This is a genomic window from Chryseobacterium sp. R2ACT005 (assembly GCF_049949215.1).
Classification (GTDB): Bacteria; Bacteroidota; Bacteroidia; order Flavobacteriales; family Weeksellaceae; genus Chryseobacterium.
The window spans coordinates 4,687,185-4,711,354 of the sequence record NZ_CP188192.1 but is presented as its reverse complement, the minus strand read 5'-3'; the positions used below and the strand labels follow the sequence as shown (position 1 = coordinate 4,711,354).

Genomic DNA, 24,170 nt, shown 5'->3' with positions numbered 1-24,170 from the left:
TCTCGCTTGTTTTAAGCTTTAAACCTTATCTTTATAACCAATGTTTCACGTGAAACATTTTTGAAGAATACACTCTAGGTAAAGTTATATTATTACTAGAATTGAGTACTTTAGGTATGGGACTTTAAGTGATTGTTCAATTTTAAAACTTTAAATCCACGTATTTGGCCAAGTACAAATCTTCCATTCTCCGCATCTCTTTTTCTTCCTCTTCCGTCTTGTCTTTATAGCCTATAAGGTGTAAAATACCATGGGCTAAAACTCTTCTTAATTCTTCTTCATAATCTCGGGATAGGGTAGAGGCGTTATCAGAAATGCGCTGCAAAGATACGAAAATCTCAGCGCTTATTGTCTTGCCTTTTACATAATCAAAAGTGATGATATCTGTATAATAATCATGCTGCAAATAATCCTGATTAATCTTAAGAAGATATTCGTCATCACAGAAAATGTAATTGATTTCTCCTGGCTTTTTTCCTTCTGAAAGAATAAGATCTTCCAGCCATTTTTTGTAATCTGTACTTACCGACTCTGGTAAGCTTTCGTAAAAGAACTGTATCATTTTTTTTAAAACCAGTGTCCTAAAATGACACTGAATATACCTTTTTGGTTGTTTTTAAGTGAATGGCTGAAGTTAACTTTTATCTGCCCGAAAGGAGATTTGTAACCTGCCGTAATTCCCAGGGAACTATAATTTACTTTAACTGCGTCTTCAAACTTAATATCATTTGATAAGTTAGCAAAGCTGAAGTTTCCACTGATGAAATAGTTTTTGTTAAATTTAAACTGAACATCGTTTGAAGCTAATATCACATTATTAGTATAAAGCTGGGCAAAATAAAATCCTCCAAAACTTTTAAAATTCATTAGATTCTGCTCAAAAATTCCACCCAATCTGTACTGGTAGTAGGCAGGAAGATTTTCACCAATAGTAACCCCTCCAAAAACGTTCAGACGGTAAGTAAATTGTTTACCCAGAGGAATATTGATTTTAAGATCTGCTTTGATCTGAATTATTCTTTTATCAACCTCAGATTTTAAAAGATCCACTACCTTTCCTTCTGCAGCAAAATAAATTCCTTTGGTAGGAAACTCTTTATCATCCTGCGTATCGGTTTTTATGAAGATGTAAGGGTTCAGAAAACGGCTGTAACGCCTGTTGTCTCCATTGCTGTTTTCCGCTTTGAAATAATCATGGCTGATACCACCTCCAATAGCAAATTTATCCTTCCATATAGACTGTATATAGGCTTCATTTCTTAACCATTCCCATCGGTCCACAACATAATTATCAACATTTTTTATATCGAAACTCATTCCTGATGAATAAAGACCAAATCCAGGAATGTATCCGTTATCTATAAAATAGTTCATATAATATCTCACGCGGTCTCCCACAACAACATCCAGGGAAAGGTTTGAATTTTTAAATAAAAGCCTCTTTGCTGAATAATTCAAAAGGAGCCCAGTTTTGAAAACTTCATCATAATGCAACCCGAATTTTATAAAATGGCGGGTGTCATCTTCAGTGACATAAAGCTTTAAGTAGTTGGCATCATTTTCCTGAACGATATCATAATTGATAAAACGATAATTATTTGTCGCCACCAATTTATCCACCATTTTATTGATGCTTCCATAAGTCTGTAAAGAGGGTAGACGAAGTCCCATTTTCCCCAGAGTGTAGTTTTTACCATATATTTTACTTCCTTCAATAGAAATGCTATCTATCTTGTATACGTTGGAATATATAGGGTTTATGCGTTGTCTGAGGCGGTCAAAAGGGCGCTTTGGTAATTGATCTAGTACTTGTGAATATTTGAGCCCTTCTACATATCCGCTGTCCAGAATTTTCTTCTTATCGTCATAGCTTGTTGCAGACATGCCCTTCAGGTTGGGTTTGATATTGATGTCTGTATATTTATACTGTTTTCTTGTATCTTTCTTTATTCCGAAATCGATTACCTGGTTCAGGATGGATATAATATTGTTTAAATCCTCTCTTTTTGAAAGATCCTGATTAAGATCCACTCCAATCACGATATCGATTCCTTTGTCCTTTAAAGGCTTTGAAGGATAGTTTACAGTCATGGCCCCGTCAATATAAATGCTGTCGCCAATTTTAACAGGATCCATTAAAGAAGGAAAAGCAGAACTCGCCATAATAGATTGTACGAGATCTCCTTTTTCAAAGATCTGCATATTGCCGCTTTCCAGATTGGTTGCAACACACATGAATGGAATGGGCATTTTGGAAAAGTCCTCAATATTGGAAACATTTTTAAAAAGTTCTTTCAGGAGATAAACATTTCTTTGGCCAGTACTGATAGAAGAGGGAAGTGTGATTTTTCCGTTTTTGAGCGGAATGGATAAAAGATATTTGTCTACAGATTTGTTAAAAAAGCTGGTTTCCTGTCTGGATTTTGGATCCATAATTAAAGAATAGAAATCCGTATCCATGACAATTTTTTCTATTTCTTTTCCGGAGTAACCTGCGGCATACAAACCACCTACAATGGCTCCCATACTTGTTCCGGAAACATAGTCCACCTTCACTCCCAATGAATCTAATACTTTAAGAACTCCTACATGTGAAAACCCCTTGGCTCCGCCACCGGCCAGCGACAGTCCTATCCTTGGATTTTTAGGAATCACCAAATCTTTTTTTACCTGAGAATGGATCAATAACAGTTGGAATATGGAAAGCAGAATCAGGAGTTTTCTCATAGTTAATCTTTTATATAAATCCGTTTCACCCGAGGTGAAATGGAGGTTAATACTTCATAAGTTATCGTTTTGCAGTAGCCTGCGAATTCTTTTAAACTTGGTTTGGAATTGAAAACAGTTACAGTATCGCCTTCTTTTACATTTGGAATATTATCTACATTAATCATCATCATATCCATACAGAGGTTTCCAACAATTGGTGCCAGGACTTTGTTGATACCTACATTTCCTACCTGATTTCCTATCAATCTCGGAATACCATCTGCATATCCAACGGGTATAGTAGCAATTCTGGTAAGATGATCAGCTTTATACTTCCTGCTGTAGCCTACAGATTCTCCGTTTTCAACCATTGATATCTGTGAAATTACGGTTTTAAAACTTACAACAGACTGCAGTTGCTTTTGAATTTCATTATCCGGTGACTCTCCAAGCATTCCAATACCGATTCTTACCATATCAAACTGATAATTGGTATAGCTTGTTATTCCGGATGAATTCAGAATATGACGAAGCGGAGCGTATTCTAATTTTTCTATCAGGTAACTGGAATTCTTTTCAAAAACTTCCAGCTGCTTCAAAGTAAATTCTTTTTCTTCAGGCATATCAGAAGATGATAAATGGCTGAACATGCTCTGAACTTTCAGATTTTTTTGGCTTAAGGTTTCGCTTAACTGATCCAGTTCAAAATCTTTAAAACCAAGACGGTGCATTCCGGTTTCCAGTTTAATATGGATAGGATATTTTTTATCATACCCTGATTTCTGAACGGCTTCATAGAATAATTCCAACACTCTGAAGCTGTAAATTTCAGGTTCCAGATTATATTCTATGATCGTCTGATAGCTGTGCTGCTCAGGATTCATAACAATGATAGGAGTTGTGATTCCTTTTTTACGAAGTTCAACCCCTTCATCCACATAGGCTACCCCCAGATAATCTATGTGATGATGCTGAAGAAATTCTGATACTTCATAACTTCCCAGGCCATAAGCATTGGCTTTTACCATTGCCATCATTTTAGTTCCCGGTTTCAGCAATGATTTATGATAGTTGATATTGTGAAGAATAGCATTAAGATTTACTTCCAGTACCGTATCATGTTTTCTAAGCTCAAGAATATCTTTAAGCTTTTCAATCTCAAATTTTCTGGCTCCTTTTAACAGGATAATCTGATTTTCTATTTCAGTAAGATGCTTACTTTCAATTAGCTCCTTAGTGTCAATAAAAGTATATGTTTTAGCTTTAAATAATTCACTGAACTTTGATATTTCATCACCGATTAAGAAAACAGAATCAAAATGCTGTTCATTCACCAGCTCAGAAACTTCCTCATATAATTCTTTTGCGTTGGTACTCACCCCTACGATGTCAGTTAACACCAGGGATTTTTTAGACTTATTATATTCATTCAAAAATTGCAGGGCAGTCTTCAATGAATCAAGATCAAGATTAAAAGAATCATTGATGACAATATTGCCTTTAATTCCTTCGATCGCTTCAAGCCTCATTTCAACGGCTTTTAAAAGGTTGATTTTTTCAACGATCTTTTTATTTTCGATATTCAGTTCCTTAAGAACTGTGATAAGCGCCATAGCGTTGGTTAATGTAGCTTCGTCTCTCTGATGAGCAGGAAAACTGATTTCTTCGCCAAAATAATCAACAATAATGTTGTCATCCTTGGAAATATTGCTTTTGATGAAAACCTGGTTCTCTTTTTTAAAACCGTAAGAAATTAATTTTTTATCAGAATAGGATTTTTTAATTTTTTGTTCAACCAAAGTATTGTCACCATTATAAATGATTACTTCAGAATTTTTAAAAAGACTGATCTTTTCATCAATGAGTTGCTCTTCAGAAGAAAAATTGGCAGCATGAGCTGTCCCGATGTGGGTGAGCAGCCCGATTTGAGGATGGAACATATTTTCAAGTTTATCCATCTCATGTGGTTTTGAAATTCCAACTTCAAAAATTCCCAGCTTATACGAACTGTTGATCTGAAGAAGAGACAGCGGAAGACCAATCTGAGAATTAAAACTTTTAGGACTTTTTACAGTAGGAAATTCATTCCAGAGGCATTGATATAACCACTCTTTTAAAATAGTCTTACCATTACTTCCCGTGATTCCGATAGATTGTAAATGAGAATTTTCGAAATGATATTTTGCTAATTTTTGAAGAAACTCCACGGAATTTTCAACAATAAGCCAGGTTATATTTTCAAACTCCGGATAATGATGTTCAGAAATAATAACATTGATTCCCCTGCCTACTGCAGAATCTATAAATTTTTCGCCGGAATTTTTATGGGTATTGATCGCAATAAAAGCTGTATTTTTAGTAGAATAAATAATCCTGCTGTCATACGCTATATTTTTGATCATTAAATTACTGTCTCCAATGATCTGTGCATTGGTGATTTCTGCAATGTGTTGTACTGTATAGTTCATTGGTGCCCTTTCTGCTTTATTTTTTGAACGAAACAGCAGAAGTAAAACTTCAAGAAAGTAAGAAACTGATAATTTATACTGATTCTTTTTTCCAGATTTTACTCTATTGCTTTCCCGTTTTTATTTTTTATTGAGTGAATATTTTTTATGGGTGTATTCAATCCCTTATTTTCTTTTTAAAAGTACTTCGTCAATAAATACACGGCGGCTTACTGCTTCATAGCTTTCAGTTTCTCCCAATTCTACCAGATTATCTCCCTGGGAAGTTCTCATAGAATAGTTGGCGAGATTACCTGTTCTCTTACAAATAGCATGCACCTTTGTGACATACTCGGCAGTAGCCATCAAATTGGGCATTGGCCCGAACGGACGGCCCAAAAAGTCCATATCCAATCCTGCAATGACCACTCTGATCCCGCTATTGGCAAGCTGGTTGGCAACATCAACAATACTTTCATCAAAAAACTGAGCTTCATCAATGGCTACTACATCACAATTGGAAGCCAACAGAAGAATTTCATTAGGATTTTCTACTGATGTACTGCGGATTTTATTCTGATTATGAGATACTACATCCTCTTCAGAATATCGTATATCCATTTTTGGTTTAAAAATTTCCACATTCTGTCCTGCCATTTCCGCTCTTCGCAATCTGCGGATCAGTTCCTCGGTTTTACCCGAAAACATAGAGCCACAAATCACTTCCATCCAACCACTTTGTTTGGAATGATTAATTGTATTTTCTAAAAACATTTGTTAAATTAGCCGTATATTTTTAACATCAAAAGTAAGCAATTTTAATAAGAATCTTATTATGCAGAATATCCAAGATTTAAAGGAAAAGATTTTTTTTGAGTCCATGAATATCATTGATAATCTGGACAAAATAAGCAACGTAGACGAATTACTTTCCAAGCAAGATCTTGTAGATGAGCTTGCTAACAGGATTTCTTTTTTGAAACTGCTGGAAAAGAATATTGAATATTTTGTTACAGATCATCCGGAGCAGTCTCCGAACAATGAGTACATCTCTTTTGCTTCCGGAGAAACGGAACATTATGATAAAGGAAATGAAGTAACAGAAGAGGAAGCTATTTTCAATAATGAGCTGAACGAAATTGATGAGAATGAAATTTTCTCAACCGGTTCTGAAGAAGAGGAAGCTGCTTTCAATAATCAGCTGAATGAAATTGTTGAAAATGAATTCCATGAAAATATTGTGAGCTTTGTGGAAGAAGGTTACGAAGAAAAAACACCGGAAAACACTCAGGAACAGGCTTTTGGTCATGAAACTTTAGAAGAGGAAGCCGTTTTCAATAATCAGTTGAACGAAATTGATGAAAATGAAATTTCAGAAGAGCAGAGAGCCGTTCTGAGCTTTGTAGATGAAGAAAAAATTCTTGCTGATTCTACACCAGATTCTGATGAAGATCTCAATGAAGACCTGTTTCATGATGAAGTGACTGAGGAAGAAGCCATTTTCAACAACCAGCTGAATGAAATGGATGAGCAGGAAGAGGAAAACATTGAGCAAGAATCAAAAAAAGAAACTGATTTTGCCGGGGTAAACGATGCTAAAGTTCCTGTGACAGAGATTATTCCAAGTATTTTTGATACAGAAACTCTGGAAGATGAAATACTTATCGAAGAAAACGAAGAGCAGTTTGTTGCTTCAAATGTTTCTATTGAACAGGGTGAATTGGCCACAGAAACTTCGAATGTGGAAAATATACTGAGCGAGATAAAAAATGATCATTCAGTAGAAGAGACAAAAGAGGAAAGCATCCTTGCTGAAGTCTATGACAGAAGAAAAATCGTTGAAATCGATAAACCTTCTGCCGAAGAAACAGAAAAACATCCTTCTGATGAAAGCTTTGAAAATTTAGAAGTGTATCACCAGGAGAAAAAAATAAAATTAGCCAATATCAAAGGAATGAAGGCTGTTCAGTCACTTTTTGATGACGATCCTTTGGAAAGAGAATTTCCTAACGAAAAAGAACATGTGGCAGAGAAAGAAGATAGCGGAAGTATTCTGAAGTCTAATATTCCTACCAACTTTATGGAAGCAGACAAACAGAAACCGGAATTTAAACTGGATCTGAATGACAGAATTGCTTTTTCAAAAATGCTCTTTGAAGGAAGTCAGACAGATCTGAATGATACGGTATTTCAGCTGAACCAGTTCAAAACATTGGAAGAAGCCAAAGAATATCTTAGTGATCTGTATTACGAAAGAAAATGGAATAAAGTGGATGAATATGCTCAGAGACTTTGGATATTGGTGGAAAATAAATTCTTATAATTTTGAGCGGAATCTTATATTTTGTTCCCACACCTGTTGGGAATCTGGAAGATATGACTTTCAGGGCGGTAAATGTCCTTAAAGAAGTTGATTATATTTTATGTGAAGACACCAGAACTTCCGGAATACTTTTAAAACATTTTGAAATCTCAAAGCCTTTAAAATCTTATCATTTACATAATGAACACCAGGCAACGGAGAAAGTAATTACAGACCTTAAAAACGGTCAGAATATCGCTATTATTACCGATGCGGGAACTCCCGGTATTTCGGATCCGGGATATTTGCTGGCAAAAGCAGGAGCAGACAATAATATTGATATGATCTGCCTTCCCGGAGCAACAGCTCTCATTCCCGCACTTGTAGTTTCAGGACTTCCCAATAATGAATTTTTATTTGCAGGTTTTTTACCACAGAAAAAAGGCAGACAGACAAAGCTTAAGCAGCTTGCTGAAGAAAAAAAGACCATCGTTCTTTACGAAAGTCCACATAAAATCAATACAACGCTGGAGCAGATAAAAGAATTCTTCGGAGAGGAAACTAAAGTAAGCTTAAGTCGTGAGATCTCTAAAAAATTTGAGGAAACCAAACGGGGAACAATCAATGAATTAATTGAATTTTCCAAGAGTAAAACATTAAAAGGAGAGATCGTTCTTATTGTCAACAATTCTATTTAATTTTTCTTGAAAAAATTAGTCTTTGTATTATGTTCTGTAGTCTGTGCTGCACAGACCAATCAATATATGAAAGTGATCCTGTCAAAAAAGACAGGGAAGGAGGTGACTTCCTATTCAGACGGATATGGAACGGTTTACGATTCGGGTTCTAAAAAGCAGGGAATCATAGACTCTTTAGGAACCATTACCTTTGAATCTCCTTACAGAGGAGGAATTTTACATATTTTTAAAAACAGATTTATTCTTTATTCTGAAGATGGCAATAATAGAAAATCGGCCATTATTAACGAAAAAGGGGAGGAATTCATTGCTTTGGATGATCAGGAATTCAATACACCCTGGTGGAGCAAAGACCGTATTATTTCTTCGAAACAGGATAAAGAAGCCGTCTATGATTATAATGGGAAAGAAATTATTCCTTATGCTGAAAAAATCCGTTTTTCGGGAAAGAACAGATTCTTTGTTTTAAAAGATAAAAAATGGTTTCTATATGACCTTGACGGAAAACAGCTCAGCAGCCGCGAATTTAAAGAAGATTACAGCTTTGAAGATGGCAAAGCACTGATCATTAATGAAGAAAATGAGAGTGAAATCATAGGAAATAACGGTCAGACCCTGCATAAATTTTCAAAACAGGTGGTAGATATCAATGCATATCCTTATCTGATTACTAAAAATAAAAGTACAGGAAAATATGGTTTGATAGATGCAGAAGAAAATACAATTGCAGAGGAAATCTTTAATGATATCACACCGGAATACTTTGGCAGAAAAGAATATATCTACCTTATAAAAAATGGAAAAACAACGGTATTCAATAAAAAAGATAAGAAGCTGTATTCCCAGACTTTTAAATATGTAAATCCTTTATTGAGTAATTTCTTCAGTGTTTATAACGATAAAGTAAAAAAATCCGGAATTGTTGATCTGGAAGGGAATATTATTTTTCCTCTGGAATACGATTTTATCAAGGCTTTTAGCATTTCCGGAAAAGATTTTATCTACCTTAAAAAAGGAACTGAAGAACAATTCATGGATAAGGATCTTAAAAATATTGTTGGAGAAGGAGTACAGATTTTAGGCTTTTATCCGGAGAATCTTATTATTGGAAAACAGGATCGTTACTATAGGTTTTCTGTGAAGGATGGCTCCATGGCAGAGCTGAAGAATATCAGTGAAATCAGAAATGAAGACGTTGAATATTTTAATCCGCTTAATCAGTATTCAAAACCATTGGTATGTAAAAATACAGGCAATTTATATGGTATTCTGGATGGGAAAGGAACGGAAATTGTTCCCTTTATTTACGAAGATATCATCACATTCGGGAATGCTGAGAACGAAATTGTGGTAAAGAAAGAAGGAAAATTCGGAGTTTCAAACTTTCAGAATGAGCCTTTGAAGGAGATTATTTATGATAAATATTTCTGGCAGAAAGAAGTACTGAAGCTGGATAGAAGCAAAAAAACAGACTTTATTTATTTCACGAGATTTAAAAATAATCCTGTTCAGCTTTGATAAAAATCTAAATAATTATCAAAATAATCCAGTATTTTAACAATTTAAATGGGTTGAATAACAATTTATAATATCTTTGCAAACCGTTTAATTCCGGATAGGAATTGTAAAAATTATAAGTGTCAGCTGTCACAAGCTGAATGAGTTAAAAGAAAATAATTATCAATAGATATGAAAATATTAGAAGGAAAAGTAGCACTAATTACCGGAGCTACAAGAGGAATCGGTAAAGGTATCGCTGAAATGTTTGCTCAGCAAGGGGCAAAAGTAGCATTTACCTACGCTGGCTCTGTAGACAAAGCAAAAGAATTAGAAGCAGCTTTAAGTTCTGTAACCCAAATTAAGGGATATCAGTCTGACGCATCAGATTATGATGCTGCCCAGAAATTGGTGGAAGATGTGATGGCAGAGTTCGGGCAGATTGATATTTTAATAAACAATGCAGGGATTACAAAAGATAACCTGTTATTGAGAATGTCCAAAGAAGATTGGGATAAAGTAATCAAAGTAAATTTAGATTCAGTTTTTAATCTTACCAAAGCGGTAATCAAGCCGATGATGAAGGCCAGATCTGGATCTATCATCAATATGACTTCTGTAGTAGGAGTGAAAGGAAATGCCGGACAAGCCAACTATGCAGCTTCTAAAGCAGGTGTAATAGGATTCACAAAATCTGTGGCACTGGAATTAGGATCAAGAAATATCAGATGTAATGCTATTGCTCCAGGATTTATTGAAACTGAAATGACAGCCGTTCTGGATGAAAAAACGGTTCAGGGATGGAGAGAAGAAATTCCAATGAAAAGAGGAGGACAACCTGCAGATATCGCAAATGCATGTGTATTCCTGGGCAGCGAAATGTCAGCTTACATTACCGGACAAACGTTAAATGTTGACGGTGGAATGTTAACTTAGAAAATGAAAAAAGTACAGAATATAGTATTATTCTTGTCGATTTTAATAGGCGTCGGTCTGGCATACATTAGTTTTTTTAATGTATATCAGACCGATGATTATTTCTGGTCCTATACAACCAGAAAAGCAGGATTGCTGCAAAGTTTTATAGATACCTATACAACATGGGGCGGAAGGTATTTCGGGTATTCAATTAATATGTTTAATCCAGTCTTTTACGACAGCAATACGATTCTCCCGAAAATATATCCTGTTTTCTTACTACTTTCCTTTATTGGAATTTCAGCATTAAATTTTAAAGAATATTTCAACTATTCTCTGAAAGAATCCCTCAAAAAAGGATTTCTTCTGTTTTTCTTTTATACAGTGCTTCTTGTAAGCTTACCAGAACATTACTTCTGGATCACAGGTTCCAATGTCTATTTCGTTCCTGTTATTTTATCCGGGATCTTACTTTATTTTTTCAAAAAATATCAGGATACAAAACAGAAAATATGGTTTTACCTTTCTGTTTTGTTTATCATCATTCTGATGGGTTCTAATGAAATTCTGGCATTGATTCTTGAAGGCCTCCTGTTAGTATCTTATTATCAGAAACGGAATAAAGAAAGCCTGTTTCTGGTGCTGTTAGGAACCGTTTTTTTGCTAGCATGTTTTCTTGCACCAGGAAATTTCAACAGAATGGGAGAGGTAGAAAGAGGAATTGTAAAATGGCTGAAAAGAATTGCTCTTTTTGGTGCAGATACAATCTATGTAGGATTAAAAGTTATTGCAGTACTTCCATTATTTATTAAAGTTTTTGAAGAAGAACTCAAAAAGATCACTGCCCAGATTACATTGAAAAAAGCAGTTCTATTTTGGTCTGTTTCATTGATTCCCTTGTTATTTACGAGCTATATTCTCACCTCTATTGCAAGACAGTTTGAAAGTATACTCTTTTATTTTTTACTTACTTTTTCTCTGTTAGTGTATTTTAAATTTGAAAAAATTAAAAAATTCTGGTGGATTTCTCTGTTCATTATTTTTCTTCCTGAACTTAAAATTTTCCCGGAAAAATATGATTATTTTAATATTGATTTTAATGGTGAAAATATTGTGATGGAACTTGTGACTACAGATTTGAAAGAATATGAGAGAGAAATGAATGAAAGAGTAGATATCATCAAAAACTCTCCTCAAGACTCTGTTGTAGTAGATAAAATAAAAGAGGTTCCGAGAATTTTATATATCGATGAAATGGCTTCAGAAAAAGAACAGGAAACCTATGTAAATGATCAGCTCCAAAAATACTTTAACAAAAAATATATCAGAACAAAAGAATAAAATAAAGGCTTTAGAATTATTATCTAAAGCCTTTATTATGTTTTTATTTTTAGTCTTTAAAAACCTGATTTTCCTGTTCCTGAACACGGATAAAAGTGGTTCTCTTGGAAAGCTCTTTAAGTTTTGAAGCGCCTACATAAGTACAGGTAGACCGTACACCTCCTAAAATATCTTTTACGGTGTCTGCTACAGGACCTTTATACGCGGCTTTCACTGTTTTGCCTTCAGAGGAACGGTATTCTGCTACACCTCCGGAATGCTTATCCATTGCAGTTTTGGAACTCATCCCATAGAAAAGGCGGTATTTTTTTCCATTTTCTTCAATCATTTCTCCACCGCTTTCATCATGACCGGCAAACATTCCACCCAGCATTACGAAATCTGCGCCGCCTCCAAAAGCTTTTGAAACATCGCCGGGAACTTTACATCCGCCATCAGCGATGATATGTCCGCCTAAACCGTGGGCAGCATCAGCACATTCAATAATAGCAGAAAGCTGAGGATATCCTACTCCTGTTTTTACTCTGGTAGTACAAACTGATCCAGGGCCAATTCCTACCTTTATGATATCGGCACCTACAAGAAGCAGCTCTTCTACCATTTCTCCGGTAACGACATTTCCAGCGATAATGATTTTATCCGGAAAACTAGCTCTTGCCTTCTTCACAAATCCAACGAAATGTTCAGAATAACCATTGGCTACATCAATGCAGAGAAATTCAATTTTTGGATGCTTTTCAAGGATTAGTCTTATTTTTTCTTCATCGACTTTTCCTGTTCCTGTGCTTAAGGCAATATATTGATAAATACTTTCAGGCTGGCTCTGCAGAAACTGATCCCATTGCTCGGGGGTGTAATGTTTGTGAACAGCTGTGATAATTTTTTCTTTTGCCAGCTCTACAGCCATTTCAAAAGTTCCTACGGTATCCATATTGGCCGCAATTACCGGAACACCTGTCCATTTTTTCTTAGTATGCTTAAAGGTAAACTCTCTTTGTAAATCAACTTCTGACCTGGATTTTAAAGTAGAACGCTTAGGGCGGAACATTACATCCTTGAACCCCAGTTTTATGTCATATTCTATACGCATTTTGTAATTATTTGTCAGAATAAAGGTAGTGAATAATCTGAAATAGTGTATTTTTGAAATAATGGATTTTCCTGTAACATTTCATATTTTCGGCAAAACAATTCTTGCGCATCCACTTTTTGAGGCTGGAGGTATGTTTTTGGGTATGAGATATTATTTTTATTTGAAACGTAAGTCCAAAGAAAAACTTTCTTTCAACACCTCAGCTGCAGTTTTAATAGGGGCTACTGCTGGTGCTCTGATAGGTTCCAAGCTGATTGGTAATCTTGAAAACCCTTATACCTTATTTGAGAATTTTACGATCAAAAAGTTCTGGTCAAACAATACCATTGTCGGAGGCCTGGCCTTTGGATTATTGGGAGTAGAGCTGGCAAAGAAGATAGTGCACCATAAAGAAAGCACAGGAGATCTTATTGTTTTTCCTCTGATATTTGCTATTATTATAGGTAGAATAGGGTGTTTTCTCACTGGTATTTATGAAGAAACATATGGCATCCCTACTGATTCTGTTTTTGGAATGCATTTAGGAGACCAATACCTCAGGCATCCAGTTGCTTTGTATGAAATAGCTTTTTTAATTCTTCTGTGGATGGGGTTAAAATATATTCAAAATCATAAGAAATACCCTTCCGGTTTTATTTTTCAGCTGTTTATGGTCAGCTATTTTACGTTTAGATTCTTTTTAGATTTTATAAAACCAAGGGCAGAGATCATGGGAAATATGGGTACAATTCAAATGGTCTGTATTTGCGTAATTATTTACTACATTTATAAAATCAAAAATACCAAGCCCTTATATTTAAAATATTCAAGATGAAAACTTTAACTATTTTAGAAGTCGGCAATCTGGCAGGTTTAGTCGTAATTATCGTTGGTGCAATTATTTTGGTTGCACTGGTTATTTCCCTTATTGTCACTGTTATAACAAAACTTATTTACGAAAGAAAGGGAGACCGGAAATTTACCAAGAAACAATTTATTCAGACAATGCTTATATCCCTTCTGATCTGTGGATTGATCAGTGGTTATATTTGCGGAGGACTTTAAAAATTTTGCTATGCCAGTAAGAAATTATACCTATTACGATTATACAATCAGTCTTTGCCCGGAATGTCTTAAAAGGGTGGGCGCCAAGATCATTATTGAGGATGAAACTGTTTTTATGACCAAAAGATGCCCTGATCATGGTTTTTTTAAAACAAAAATAGCTTCAGATGTGCATTATTATAAAAACATCAGAAACTATAATAAAGCTTCTGAAATACCTTTACATTTCGGAACCGATGTAGAATATGGCTGCCCTTATGATTGTGGACTATGCGTAGATCATGAACAGCATAGCTGTCTTTCTATTGTAGAAGTTACAGATCGTTGTAATCTGACTTGTCCCACATGTTATGCGATGTCCTCTCCACATTATGGAAGTCATAGGAGTCTGGAGGAAATAGAGGCTATGTTTAATGTTATTGTAAAAAATGAAGGAGAACCGGATGTAGTGCAAATCAGTGGAGGAGAACCTACAATTCATCCGGAGTTTTTCAAAATCATGGATATTGCCAAGTCAAAACCAATCAAACATCTGATGCTGAATACCAACGGAATCAGAATTGCCAATGATCCGGGATTTGCTGAAAGATTGGCAACTTATGCCCCGGAGTTTGAAATATATCTTCAGTTTGATTCATTTAAACCTGAAGTACTGCAAGATTTCAGAGGAAAGGATCTTACTGCAGTCAGAATGAAAGCACTGGAAAAACTTAATGAGCTTAATCTTTCTACTACATTGGTTATTGTCCTTCAAAAAGACAAAAATATTGATGAAATAGGAAAAATTATAGAATTTGCCTTGAAGCAGAAATGTGTTAGAGGAATTACCTTCCAACCCGTTGAAATTGCTGGAAGAAACAGGGAAGATTCTGTCTATGAAAAGATTACTCTAACTGAGGTAAGACAGGAAATAATCAATCAGTTTCCGCTATTAAATTCTGATGATATTATTCCGGTACCATGTAATCCGGATGCTCTGGCTATGGGGTATATTTTAAAACTTCAGGACGAAACGATTCCTTTAACCAGATATATCAATCCTGCAGATCTTCTGAATAATGAATCAAGAAATACTATTGTTTACGAACAGGATAAGGGATTACATATGCAACTGCTGGATATATTCAGTACGGGGATTTCTGTAGATAGAGTTCAGCCCAAGGTAAATCAGTTACTATGTTGTCTACCCGAAGTTTGTGCGCCGGATCTTGACTATGATAACCTGTTTAGAATAATCATTATGAATTTTATGGATGCACATGATTTTGATGTAAGAGCAGTGAAAAAATCATGCGTACACATTGTCAATAAAGACCTGAAGTTAATACCCTTTGAAACAATGAATCTTTTCTATAGAGATGAAAAAAAGGCTTATCTTGAAGAACTCAGAAAAGAAGATAAAGTATTATTTTGAACAGTATAAAAAATAAAGCGTGAAATTAATTTCACGCTTTTATTATCTTTAATTTCCGGGTTTATTTTACTTCTTTAACGCTTTCAAAAGTCATCACTTCTTCCAGTGTTTTCATGTATTCGTATGCCGTAAGGTCAAACTTTACCGGAACAATGGAAATATATCCGTTAGCCAAAGCTGTCTCATCAGCATCTTCGGAATCATCCATATTGTTAAAATAACCGGTCAGCCAGTAATATTTTTTACCGTGCGGGTTTATTCTTTCATCAAAGCTTTCTTCCCATTTTGCGTGAGCCTGTTTACACACTTTTACGCCTTTTATTTCTTCAGCCGGAAGTTTAGGAATATTCACATTCAGTACAATACCTTTTGGCATTGGGTTTTCCAGGGTTCTTCTTACGATATTCTGGATAAATTCTTTAGCCTGGGTAAAATCAGCTTCCCAGCTGAAATCCAGTAATGAGAATCCGATCGCAGGAATTCCTTCTACACCTGCTTCTACAGCAGCGGACATTGTTCCCGAATAGATCACATTAATAGAAGAATTTGCTCCGTGATTGATTCCTGAAACTACAATATCAGGTCTTCTTTTCAGAATTTTATCAAGAGCCATTTTTACGCAGTCTACAGGAGTTCCGCTGCATGAAAAATCAGTCTGCGGACCATCCAGAGTAACTTCTTCGTAGCTTAGCGTAGAATTAATGGTAATAGCGTGGCCTTTTCCACTTTGAGGAGAGTTGGGGGCTACAACAACTACTTCTCCGATTTCATTCATAAAACTGATAAGATTTCTGATACCAGGAGCTGTAATTCCATCATCATTAGTAACCAGAATAAGTGGTCTTTCCATAAATTATCTTTAATATTTTTTATTCAAATAGAGTGAATTTGTTCATTTAAGAATTGAACAAATAGATTTTCAACACATCAAATGTAGGTAAAAATAAGACGTGATAAAACAGCTGTTTTATTATTAATTGTTGTGAATTCAGAATAGAGATTGCCCTATTTTAATTAAAAAATGAGGATGTGAGCAGGAAAAAAGAAAAGTTTAAAGTTTAGAAAATAAATTAAGAATGAAGAAAAATTAATACATTGATTTGATCTCACATTCTCAAATATTAATTCTTGTTTCATTAATGGCCTCAGTACTTTACAGGTGCTTTTCAGATGAAGTATAAGATTCTTTCTGAAAAAGCACCTGCTAAGCCTGATGGTTGCTCAATTTAAGTGGTTGTACAAAATAATAAACTAATCAAGAGGTTTTCTGCCTGTAATGATGTTATAAAGAATAACAATAATGGCAATGACCAGCAGAATGTGAATCAAATAACCCGTGCTGATGCCTGGGACTATTCCTAACATTCCTAAAAGCCAAACAACGATGCAGATAACTGCAATTAACCATAATAAACTTCTCATGACTTTACATTTTAAAGTTATTTGGTTAAATATCAGCATATTTTATGCCTTTATGGATGAAAATTGATTTTTGTGGTATCTGTTTTTAATTTCCAATGAGAAATACATGTTGCGGCCATTCCCTGAAAATGGAACGATAATTATTTCATTTTGGAGCTAAACTGCCTGATAATAGGAAATGGCTAACACTGTTATTATTATTTGCAGATCTATTTAATAAAAATGTTCAAAACTATCTGATAATTGCAAATAAGGTATTAAATTTGATCATTTGTAACAGTACCAAACTTACTGCTACTAATTATTATACTTATTTTAAAAAAATTAATAAATAAAGACAGTTTATGTGGAAAAATTTCAAACTGAATAAATTTTTACTTCTTATTCCATTAACCAGTCTAATGTTTTGTTTCAACTCGCCAAAGAATGACGATGAAAAGATGCAGACGATTATGGTGAGCGTAAAAAACACACTTTCTTATCTGCATTATAGCCCCAAGTCTATCAATGATGCCTATTCGAAGGACGTTTATAAGCATTATTTCGAATTGGTAGATCCTGCGAAAAGATATTTCCTGCAATCTGACATGGATGAATTCAATAAGCATGAGACAAAGCTTGACGATTATATCAGCCAGGGTGACCTTACATTCTATAAGCTTACGATTGACAGACTATACCAGAGAGTGGATGAGATCGATAAAATAACACAGGATATTTTCAATAAGCCAATCAATCTTCAGGAAGATGAAACGCTTACTCTTGAGCCGAAACTCAAAAAGGTACCTTCCAACAAGCAGGAACAGTATAATGAGTGGAAAAAATTTATCAAGTACAATATCCTTCAGGAAGTAGAGTCGATGAACAGCAAAGAAGAAGCTCAGAAAGAAAAGAAAGACTCTGTTCAGAAATACAAGCTGAAAGACACGATCAAGTTTAAGCCTCTTACTCAGGATGAAAAGATCAAAAAAGCGACTGATGAAGTAAAAGATCTTGTAAAAGATACCTTTACCCGATTCAAAAAGAGAAAGAAAATGGATTGGTTTACCGTGTATATGAATGCCTATACAGAAGTATTTGATCCACATACCAACTATTATTCTCCAAAGGATAAAGAAGATTTTGATACTCAGTTTACCGGAAAAGTAATCGGTATCGGAGCATTGATTCAGGAGAAAAAAGGAAATCTTTACTTAGGAGCTCTTACCATTGGTGCACCGGCATGGAAGTCTAAGCAGCTTTCTGAGGGTGATAAAATTCTGAAAGTAAGGTCTAAACCGAAAGACGATGCTGTAAACGTAGTAGGAATGCTTTCTGATGAAGCTGTAAGACTGATCAGAGGAGAGAAAGGAACTCCGGTAACATTAACGGTTCAGAAAAAAGACGGTACCATCAAAGACGTAACAATGATTCGTGAAGAAGTAGCTATTGAAGACACTTTTGCAAGAAGTATTGTAGTGAACACTCCAAACGGAAAGAAATATGGTTTCATCAACCTTCCAAGCTTTAACGCTGATTTTGAAAATGCTAAAGGAAGAAATGCTTCTGATGATATTAAAAATGAGATCATTAAACTGAAAGAACAGAATATCCAGGGAATTATTCTTGACCTTAGAAATAATGGAGGAGGTTCTTTAACTGAAGTAGGGGATATTATGGGTCTTTTCATGGAAGCTGGACCTTACGTTCAGGTGAAAGACGGAAACGGGAAAATACAGACTCTTAAGAATAAAAATGAAACTCCTATCTGGACAGGTCCATTGGTGATTATGCAAAACGAGCTTTCTGCTTCGGCTTCAGAAATCCTTGCAGGAGTAATGCAGGATTATGGAAGAGCAATGATTATCGGATCTCCACAGTCTTTCGGGAAAGGAACCGTTCAGACTTTTGTTGATCTGAACAGATTCCTGAACACAGAAGATGATTTCGGATCTTTAAAACTGACTATCCAGAAATTCTACAGAATTACCGGAGAATCTACACAGAGAAAAGGTATCGTTTCTGATATCCAGATGAAAGACTTCTTTACCTATGCTGAAGTAGGAGAGCGATATGATGATTATGCATTGGCATGGGATAAAATTCCGCCTACGAAATTCCAGAAGCTTAACTATTTCAACATTCAGGCGCTGGAAAAAGCAAGTGCAGGCAGAATGGCTAAAAACAGCAATTATCAGTTGTTATTAGAGTCTGCCCAGTGGAGAGAACAATTGGACAAAGAAGAAAATATCACTTTGAATATCACTAAGTTCAATGAACTGATGAAGAACAGAAAATCTCAGATTGAAAAGTTCAAAGCTTTAACTAAATTTGAGAACGGACTTCAGTTCATGATGTATCCAAGTGAAGTTGAAAGAGAGAAAAAAGACGAAGCTTTCAAAAAGAAATCTGAAATGTGGATCAAAAATCTGAAAAAAGATCTTTATCTGCAGGAAGCAATGAATATTGTATCAGATATGGGAGCGAAATCCTAAACATAAAAAACCCGCTAATGAAAATTAGCGGGTTTTTTTATTGAGTAAAAAGGCTTACTTTATTTCTACACATCCCACTCTTCCTCCTGCATTTCCAGTAGGCTGAGTATGGAAATCATCTGCGGCAGCATGTACAATAAGACCTTTGCCGATGATGTTTTTAGACTCATCAGTACAGCCCAGACACCATTTGTCTGTCTTGAAAGTCAGTGTTGCCGTTCCGCTCTCATCAGCAACCAGATTTCCTATATCTCCCATATGGAAATGTTCAGCACCCCATTTACCGTGATCATTTTTGGAAGGATTCCAGTGACCACCAGTAGAGGTTCCGTCTGCAGCAGAACAATCTCCTTTTTCATGAATGTGTACTGCATGGATTCCGGGAGTAAGGTTTGTTACATTCAGTTTCATGATCACGTCATTTCCCTGCTGGGTAAACTTTGCCGTTCCTCCTGTTTGTGTTCCGCTTTTGGCATTTACAGAATACATTTTTGTTGTTCCGCATGAAGCTGCTAAAAATGCAAATCCTGCCAATAATGCTAATGTTTGTACTTTCATTTTTTAAATGATTTAAAGTGATTTTATCCCTAAAATTATAAAAGATTTTCCAAAGCGCTTTATGATTCCAGTCTTTTTTTCAAAAGATACGGCGCAGTACAGCCGAAATCCAATAGGTTTTGGCCTCAGATTCTGCTGCTTTGTCAAGAATATTGCTTGCTTTAAAAAGAGATGAAAAAAGCTTATTTTTAACGGAGAAAGTAATTAATCTCTAACATCAAAAGAAGGAAGAAATAGAAAAAATGATTATTCTATATACATTTATCAGCGAAGAAAAACACCAGTCTCTTCTTGACCGGTATCTGCCTGTTTTTTCTGATGATATGAAAAGAGATATTCTGAGATACAGAAGATGGCAGGATGCACAGCTTTCTTTGCTGGGGAAGTTACTTTTACGGCATGGATTAAGAACTTTTTATAATATTCCGGAGGTGGAAATAGGTATTCTTCCCAACAAAAAGCCTTATTTGAAAGGACATAACCTTCATTTTAATATATCGCATTCCAAGGACCTTGTTGCCTGTGTCATTGCAGAATATCCTTTGGGAATAGATGTAGAATACAATGATCCGAAGGTCAGTTACCGGGATTTTATATTTCAGATGACTCCTAATGAGATTCAGGAAATTCAGGATGGCATGGATAAAATGAAAGGATTCTTCATCTATTGGACGAGAAAAGAAGCTGCTATAAAAGCACATGGAGGTGGGATGATGCTTCCCTTAGATTCTTTTGAAGTAACTAATGGGGAGTGTGTTATTGAAGATGAGAAGTTCTTTATAAAAGAGATTTTTATTCACAAAGACTATCATAGCTATATGGCTTCTTCAGATCCAAAAATTAAAAATGTAGTCCCTCTTTTCAAACATTTTGAAGGAGATATCCTATAGCAAAAGTGAGTTCTTTATCTTTATTATAGCAATAAAAGACAACAGAATTCTGCCCCGGAAAAATATCTTTGTAAACTAACAACCTTGAATTGGAAGAATATAAAAAACGAATTGTAAAAACAATTCAATACATTGATAATCATATTGATTCGGATTTGTCTCTGGAGAAAGTTTCAGAGATAAGCGCTTATTCGCCTTTTCATTTCCACAGAATATTTAAGCTTGTCACCGGAGAGACTCTTCAGAGCTATATTATCAGGAAGAAAATAGAAAAAAGTGCCCTTCATCTGGCAATGCATAAAAATATGGAGATCAAAGAGATCTACTGGAATCTTGGATTTTCAAACCACTCAGCTTTCTGTAAAACATTCAAAAAATATTATGGTGTGCCCCCTACAGAATTCCGCAGGTCAGCTCCTGAAAAATTTCACAAGATTTTACAAACACATAGCAAGAACGGACAAATTGATACGGTTTTCAGCCAATACATTTGCAATATTGAAAACCTGTTAAATTGGACCAACATGAATTTAAAAATCGAAGTAAAAGAAATGCCGGAAATGAATCTGGCGTCTGTAATGAGCCTTGGAATTGCAAATGTGGAATCTTCTTTCAACGTATTAATAGATTGGGCGATAAAGAAGAATCTTTTTCCGCGGGAAAATGTGAAAATGATCGCTGTATATCATGACAGCTGTAAGATTACCCCTCTTGACAAAGTAAGAATTCATGCCTGTATGCTCCTGGATGAAAAGCTGAAGCAGCAGGAGGGCGAAGTATTTGCCGAAACTTTGGATGCGGGCAAATACATTGTAGGAAGTGGCGAAGTTACTTTGGATGACTTCGAACAATGCTGGGTTTCTTTGTTTTTATGGATGAATGAAAACAATTATACCACCAGAAGAACCTTTCCTTACGAAATCTATCACTCCAACTTTAAAGAACATCTGGAAGGAAAAATGCTCGTTGATTTTTGTATTCCGATTCATTAATTTCCCATTCGGTAACAAAAGAATGCCTTTCGGTAACAATTTTTTTACAGGAAGGCATTTCTCATACTATTTTTGACCCAGAAAACAATAAAAATGAAAACGCAAGGACAAAACATACTGCTTCTTATTTTCCTGATCGCTTCCATAATGGGATATTCGCAGGTGAAGATCTCAGGAAAAGTTTCCTTTAAAAACAAAGGGGTAAGTGAAGTAAACGTCACTCTGAAAGATACCTATGACGGGACAACCACAGATGGCCAAGGTAATTTTTCTTTTGAAACTTCAGAAAAAGGAGAGCATAAAATAACATTTACCCATCCGAAATATGAGAATATAGAAAGAACAGTTTCTATTGAAAATCAGGAAATTTCTTTGATTGTTGACCTTAAAGAACAGATCAGTGAGATTGATGCGGTAGTAGTTTCTGCAGGATCCATTGAAGCAAGTGATAAGAAAAGAGCAACAGCACTGCTTTCTCCAATAGATATTTACACCACAGCAGGAGCTGACGGGCAGATTTCTTCAGCTTTAACCTACCTTCCGGGAGTGCAGAAAGTAGGTGGAACAGAAGGTCTTTTTATCAGAGGTGGTACAGGAACGGAATCTAAAATTTTTATGGATGGAAGTCTTATCAATAATTATTTTTCAAATTCTGTTCCGGGAATTGCAGGAAGAGATCAGTTCAATACTTCACTTTTCAAAGGGAATATATTTTCAAGCGGCGGATATTCTGCATTATACGGACAGGCTCTTTCAGGAGCTTTGATGCTGGAAAGTGTTGATCTTCCGGATGAAAGTTCTTACAGCTTAGGTGTTTCACCTATTTTCCTGAGTGCCGGATTTCAGAAGCTTGGAGACAATAAAAACTATTCCTACGGCGCTACAGCAGGATATTCTATTTTAAGTCTGATGCAGAAAGTCTTTAATTTTAATACAGATTTTGTTGAAGCACCACAGGGTCTTAACGGAGATCTGAATTTCAGATTTAAAACAAAATCAGGGGGCTTTTTCAAATATTATGGGATGTTTAATTCCAATAAAATGGGAGTGAGATCGGAAAGTCTTGAACCCGGATATGATTTCAGTCTGGTAAAGCTTAACGGTAAAAATACATTTCATAATCTTTCCTTTAAACAGAAATTTGGAAAATACCTTTTGAATGTAGGAGGTTCTTACTCTTACAACAGATCTGATCTTCATTTTTCTACAGAAACCAATGATATTGAATCCAACAGAAGCCAGCTTCTTACAGACGGAAATTATTTGAACTTCAAAGCAGTTATTGAAAGAAAGATCAACAAAATCAGCGCTCTGAGAGGAGGATTTGAGTTGAATAATACGGATGAAAACCTGAACTTTGAAGCGGTACAGAAGCGTTATAAAGATTTAATTTCTTCCGCTTTTGTGGAAACAGATCTTGGATTCAGTAATGCATTGTCAGCGAAAATAGGAGTAAGAGCAGAACACTCTTCTTTTTTAGGGAAGAATAATATTGCCCCTCGTTTTGCCATTGCTTACCGCCTGGCAAAAGACTGGACCACTTCCTTAGCGTATGGTCTCTTTTATCAGAATCCGGAAAGTAAATATATCAATGGTCCTGCAAATCTTGGTTTCCAGAAGTCTCAGCATTATATTTTTCAGGTTCAGAGAGCTTCGGAAGGAAGAACATTACGTTTTGAAGCTTTTTATAAAAAATATGACCAATTGATTAAAACATTTAATGTTAATCAGGATAAAGAACAGAATCAGCAGACTCAATCCGCATTAAACAACAGTGGATACGGATATGCAAAAGGAGTAGAATTTTTCTGGAGAGACAATAAAAAAACATTTGAGAATATTGATTATTGGATCAGCTACTCATACCTGAATTCTAAAAGAGATTTTCTTAATTATCCGGTAAGCCTGCAGCCAAGTTTTGCCGCGGAACACACCCTTTCTGCAGTGGCAAAAAGATTTATTCCGGAATGGAAGCTTGGAGTAAACTTATCGTATACCTATGCCAAAGGACGTCCTTATTATGATATTGCCTCTACGTTTGAGAATGGGAAAGCAATTAATTATACCAGAAATGAAGGGAGATTAAAAGATTATAATGCTTTGAATTTCAGTATCAATTATCTACCCAATATCGGTAAAAAAGATGCGAAAGCTTTTCCGGTGTTCGTATTGAGTGTCAGCAATATTTTAGGATCAAAGAATGTATATGGCTATAATTTCTCTGCAGACGGATCCAGAAGTTCTGCAATCGTTCCACCAGTCAATACTTTTGTGTTCATTGGAGCATTTATAAGTTTCGGAATAGACAAAACGGATGATGCCATCAATAATAATTTATAAAAAACATACCTTAGGGCAAACAAATAGACTA

20 protein-coding genes are annotated in these 24,170 nt (G+C 35.3%); 12 read left to right on the top strand and 8 right to left on the bottom strand.

Going from position 1 to position 24,170, the window contains the following annotated elements:
- Positions 1–142: 142 nt before the first annotated feature.
- The 4 genes from ybeY to ACPF63_RS21630 all read right to left on the bottom strand — a co-directional run bounded on the left by ybeY (position 143) and on the right by ACPF63_RS21630 (position 5,930).
- Positions 143–562 (bottom strand): rRNA maturation RNase YbeY, encoded by a 420-nt coding sequence (gene ybeY / locus ACPF63_RS21645; RefSeq protein WP_077413227.1) that lies wholly within the window; start codon positions 560–562, stop codon positions 143–145.
- Between the two features lie 5 nt (positions 563–567).
- Positions 568–2,727 carry a patatin-like phospholipase family protein gene (locus ACPF63_RS21640; protein WP_077413228.1) on the bottom strand — a complete coding sequence of 720 codons (2,160 nt, stop codon included), beginning with the start codon at positions 2,725–2,727 and terminating at the stop codon, positions 568–570.
- Between the two features lie 2 nt (positions 2,728–2,729).
- Entirely contained in the window at positions 2,730–5,177 is a 2,448-nt protein-coding gene (locus ACPF63_RS21635) for a bifunctional UDP-N-acetylmuramoyl-tripeptide:D-alanyl-D-alanine ligase/alanine racemase (RefSeq protein WP_426481275.1), read from the bottom strand.
- A 165-nt stretch (positions 5,178–5,342) separates the two neighbouring features.
- Entirely contained in the window at positions 5,343–5,930 is a 588-nt protein-coding gene (locus tag ACPF63_RS21630) for a thymidine kinase (protein WP_077413230.1), read from the bottom strand.
- Positions 5,931–5,991: 61 nt separating this feature from the next.
- Here ACPF63_RS21630 and ACPF63_RS21625 point away from each other — a divergent pair, with 61 nt between their 5' ends.
- The 5 genes from ACPF63_RS21625 (at position 5,992) to ACPF63_RS21605 (ending at position 11,912) form a co-directional block, all read left to right on the top strand.
- Positions 5,992–7,479 carry a hypothetical protein gene (locus tag ACPF63_RS21625; protein ID WP_426481274.1) on the top strand — a complete coding sequence of 496 codons (1,488 nt, stop codon included), beginning with the start codon at positions 5,992–5,994 and terminating at the stop codon, positions 7,477–7,479.
- A gap of 2 nt (positions 7,480–7,481) precedes the next feature.
- The gene (gene rsmI / locus ACPF63_RS21620) at positions 7,482–8,156 is read left to right on the top strand and encodes a 16S rRNA (cytidine(1402)-2'-O)-methyltransferase (protein WP_047377914.1); all 675 of its coding nucleotides are present in this window, start codon (positions 7,482–7,484) and stop codon (positions 8,154–8,156) included.
- Positions 8,157–8,162: 6 nt separating this feature from the next.
- Positions 8,163–9,674 carry a WG repeat-containing protein gene (locus ACPF63_RS21615; protein ID WP_426481273.1) on the top strand — a complete coding sequence of 504 codons (1,512 nt, stop codon included), beginning with the start codon at positions 8,163–8,165 and terminating at the stop codon, positions 9,672–9,674.
- Positions 9,675–9,845: 171 nt separating this feature from the next.
- On the top strand, positions 9,846–10,589 hold the full coding sequence (fabG, locus tag ACPF63_RS21610) for a 3-oxoacyl-[acyl-carrier-protein] reductase (RefSeq protein WP_047377912.1): 744 nt from the start codon (positions 9,846–9,848) through the stop codon (positions 10,587–10,589).
- Between the two features lie 3 nt (positions 10,590–10,592).
- Positions 10,593–11,912 carry a DUF6056 family protein gene (locus ACPF63_RS21605; protein ID WP_426481272.1) on the top strand — a complete coding sequence of 440 codons (1,320 nt, stop codon included), beginning with the start codon at positions 10,593–10,595 and terminating at the stop codon, positions 11,910–11,912.
- A 49-nt stretch (positions 11,913–11,961) separates the two neighbouring features.
- On the opposite strand, the gene ACPF63_RS21600 is transcribed toward ACPF63_RS21605, so the two are convergent.
- Entirely contained in the window at positions 11,962–13,002 is a 1,041-nt protein-coding gene (locus ACPF63_RS21600; protein WP_426481271.1) for a GMP reductase, read from the bottom strand.
- Between the two features lie 61 nt (positions 13,003–13,063).
- Between ACPF63_RS21600 and ACPF63_RS21595 the strand changes: the two genes are divergently transcribed.
- Genes ACPF63_RS21595 through ACPF63_RS21585 form a run of 3 tightly spaced genes read left to right on the top strand, consistent with a single transcriptional unit; the run spans position 13,064 to position 15,463 of the window.
- Positions 13,064–13,819, top strand: a complete 756-nt coding sequence (locus tag ACPF63_RS21595; protein WP_426481270.1) for a prolipoprotein diacylglyceryl transferase — start codon at positions 13,064–13,066, stop codon at positions 13,817–13,819.
- A complete protein-coding gene (locus ACPF63_RS21590; protein WP_077413236.1) occupies positions 13,816–14,049 on the top strand; it encodes a hypothetical protein in 234 nt (77 codons plus the stop codon). Before ACPF63_RS21595 ends, ACPF63_RS21590 begins: the two co-directional genes overlap by 4 nt.
- A gap of 10 nt (positions 14,050–14,059) precedes the next feature.
- The gene (locus tag ACPF63_RS21585) at positions 14,060–15,463 is read left to right on the top strand and encodes a radical SAM protein (protein ID WP_426481269.1); all 1,404 of its coding nucleotides are present in this window, start codon (positions 14,060–14,062) and stop codon (positions 15,461–15,463) included.
- Positions 15,464–15,524: 61 nt separating this feature from the next.
- Here the strand turns inward: ACPF63_RS21585 and surE are convergent, their stop codons facing one another.
- Both surE and ACPF63_RS21575 read right to left on the bottom strand, forming a co-directional pair.
- On the bottom strand, positions 15,525–16,313 hold the full coding sequence (gene surE / locus ACPF63_RS21580) for a 5'/3'-nucleotidase SurE (RefSeq protein WP_077413238.1): 789 nt from the start codon (positions 16,311–16,313) through the stop codon (positions 15,525–15,527).
- Positions 16,314–16,714: 401 nt separating this feature from the next.
- Positions 16,715–16,885 carry a lmo0937 family membrane protein gene (locus tag ACPF63_RS21575; RefSeq protein ID WP_047380070.1) on the bottom strand — a complete coding sequence of 57 codons (171 nt, stop codon included), beginning with the start codon at positions 16,883–16,885 and terminating at the stop codon, positions 16,715–16,717.
- A 344-nt stretch (positions 16,886–17,229) separates the two neighbouring features.
- Between ACPF63_RS21575 and ACPF63_RS21570 the strand changes: the two genes are divergently transcribed.
- Positions 17,230–19,359 carry a carboxy terminal-processing peptidase gene (locus ACPF63_RS21570; RefSeq protein ID WP_426481268.1) on the top strand — a complete coding sequence of 710 codons (2,130 nt, stop codon included), beginning with the start codon at positions 17,230–17,232 and terminating at the stop codon, positions 19,357–19,359.
- Positions 19,360–19,413: 54 nt separating this feature from the next.
- Here ACPF63_RS21570 and ACPF63_RS21565 read toward each other — a convergent pair whose 3' ends face one another.
- The gene (locus ACPF63_RS21565; protein WP_426481267.1) at positions 19,414–19,917 is read right to left on the bottom strand and encodes a superoxide dismutase family protein; all 504 of its coding nucleotides are present in this window, start codon (positions 19,915–19,917) and stop codon (positions 19,414–19,416) included.
- A 242-nt stretch (positions 19,918–20,159) separates the two neighbouring features.
- Between ACPF63_RS21565 and ACPF63_RS21560 the strand changes: the two genes are divergently transcribed.
- From ACPF63_RS21560 to ACPF63_RS21550, 3 genes are all read left to right on the top strand, one after another.
- The gene (locus ACPF63_RS21560) at positions 20,160–20,807 is read left to right on the top strand and encodes a 4'-phosphopantetheinyl transferase family protein (protein WP_426481266.1); all 648 of its coding nucleotides are present in this window, start codon (positions 20,160–20,162) and stop codon (positions 20,805–20,807) included.
- Between the two features lie 89 nt (positions 20,808–20,896).
- Positions 20,897–21,799 carry an AraC family transcriptional regulator gene (locus tag ACPF63_RS21555; protein ID WP_426481265.1) on the top strand — a complete coding sequence of 301 codons (903 nt, stop codon included), beginning with the start codon at positions 20,897–20,899 and terminating at the stop codon, positions 21,797–21,799.
- Positions 21,800–21,892: 93 nt separating this feature from the next.
- Positions 21,893–24,139, top strand: a complete 2,247-nt coding sequence (locus ACPF63_RS21550; RefSeq protein ID WP_426481264.1) for a TonB-dependent receptor — start codon at positions 21,893–21,895, stop codon at positions 24,137–24,139.
- The last annotated feature ends 31 nt before the right edge of the window (positions 24,140–24,170 follow it).

Excerpts from the sequence above, each read along its gene's own strand:
- ACPF63_RS21570 (WP_426481268.1), top strand. The coding sequence starts at position 17,230 with ATGTGGAAAAATTTCAAACTGAATAAATTTTTACTTCTTATTCCATTA.
- ACPF63_RS21605 (WP_426481272.1), top strand. The coding sequence starts at position 10,593 with ATGAAAAAAGTACAGAATATAGTATTATTCTTGTCGATTTTAATAGGC.
- ACPF63_RS21575 (WP_047380070.1), bottom strand. The coding sequence starts at position 16,885 with ATGAGAAGTTTATTATGGTTAATTGCAGTTATCTGCATCGTTGTTTGG.
- ACPF63_RS21635 (WP_426481275.1), bottom strand. The coding sequence starts at position 5,177 with ATGAACTATACAGTACAACACATTGCAGAAATCACCAATGCACAGATC.
- ACPF63_RS21600 (WP_426481271.1), bottom strand. The coding sequence starts at position 13,002 with ATGCGTATAGAATATGACATAAAACTGGGGTTCAAGGATGTAATGTTC.
- surE (WP_077413238.1), bottom strand. The coding sequence starts at position 16,313 with ATGGAAAGACCACTTATTCTGGTTACTAATGATGATGGAATTACAGCT.
- ACPF63_RS21585 (WP_426481269.1), top strand. The coding sequence starts at position 14,060 with ATGCCAGTAAGAAATTATACCTATTACGATTATACAATCAGTCTTTGC.
- ACPF63_RS21640 (WP_077413228.1), bottom strand. The coding sequence starts at position 2,727 with ATGAGAAAACTCCTGATTCTGCTTTCCATATTCCAACTGTTATTGATC.
- ACPF63_RS21550 (WP_426481264.1), top strand. The coding sequence starts at position 21,893 with ATGAAAACGCAAGGACAAAACATACTGCTTCTTATTTTCCTGATCGCT.
- fabG (WP_047377912.1), top strand. The coding sequence starts at position 9,846 with ATGAAAATATTAGAAGGAAAAGTAGCACTAATTACCGGAGCTACAAGA.
- ACPF63_RS21630 (WP_077413230.1), bottom strand. The coding sequence starts at position 5,930 with ATGTTTTTAGAAAATACAATTAATCATTCCAAACAAAGTGGTTGGATG.
- ACPF63_RS21625 (WP_426481274.1), top strand. The coding sequence starts at position 5,992 with ATGCAGAATATCCAAGATTTAAAGGAAAAGATTTTTTTTGAGTCCATG.
- ACPF63_RS21590 (WP_077413236.1), top strand. The coding sequence starts at position 13,816 with ATGAAAACTTTAACTATTTTAGAAGTCGGCAATCTGGCAGGTTTAGTC.
- ybeY (WP_077413227.1), bottom strand. The coding sequence starts at position 562 with ATGATACAGTTCTTTTACGAAAGCTTACCAGAGTCGGTAAGTACAGAT.
- ACPF63_RS21595 (WP_426481270.1), top strand. The coding sequence starts at position 13,064 with ATGGATTTTCCTGTAACATTTCATATTTTCGGCAAAACAATTCTTGCG.
- ACPF63_RS21565 (WP_426481267.1), bottom strand. The coding sequence starts at position 19,917 with ATGAAAGTACAAACATTAGCATTATTGGCAGGATTTGCATTTTTAGCA.
- ACPF63_RS21560 (WP_426481266.1), top strand. The coding sequence starts at position 20,160 with ATGATTATTCTATATACATTTATCAGCGAAGAAAAACACCAGTCTCTT.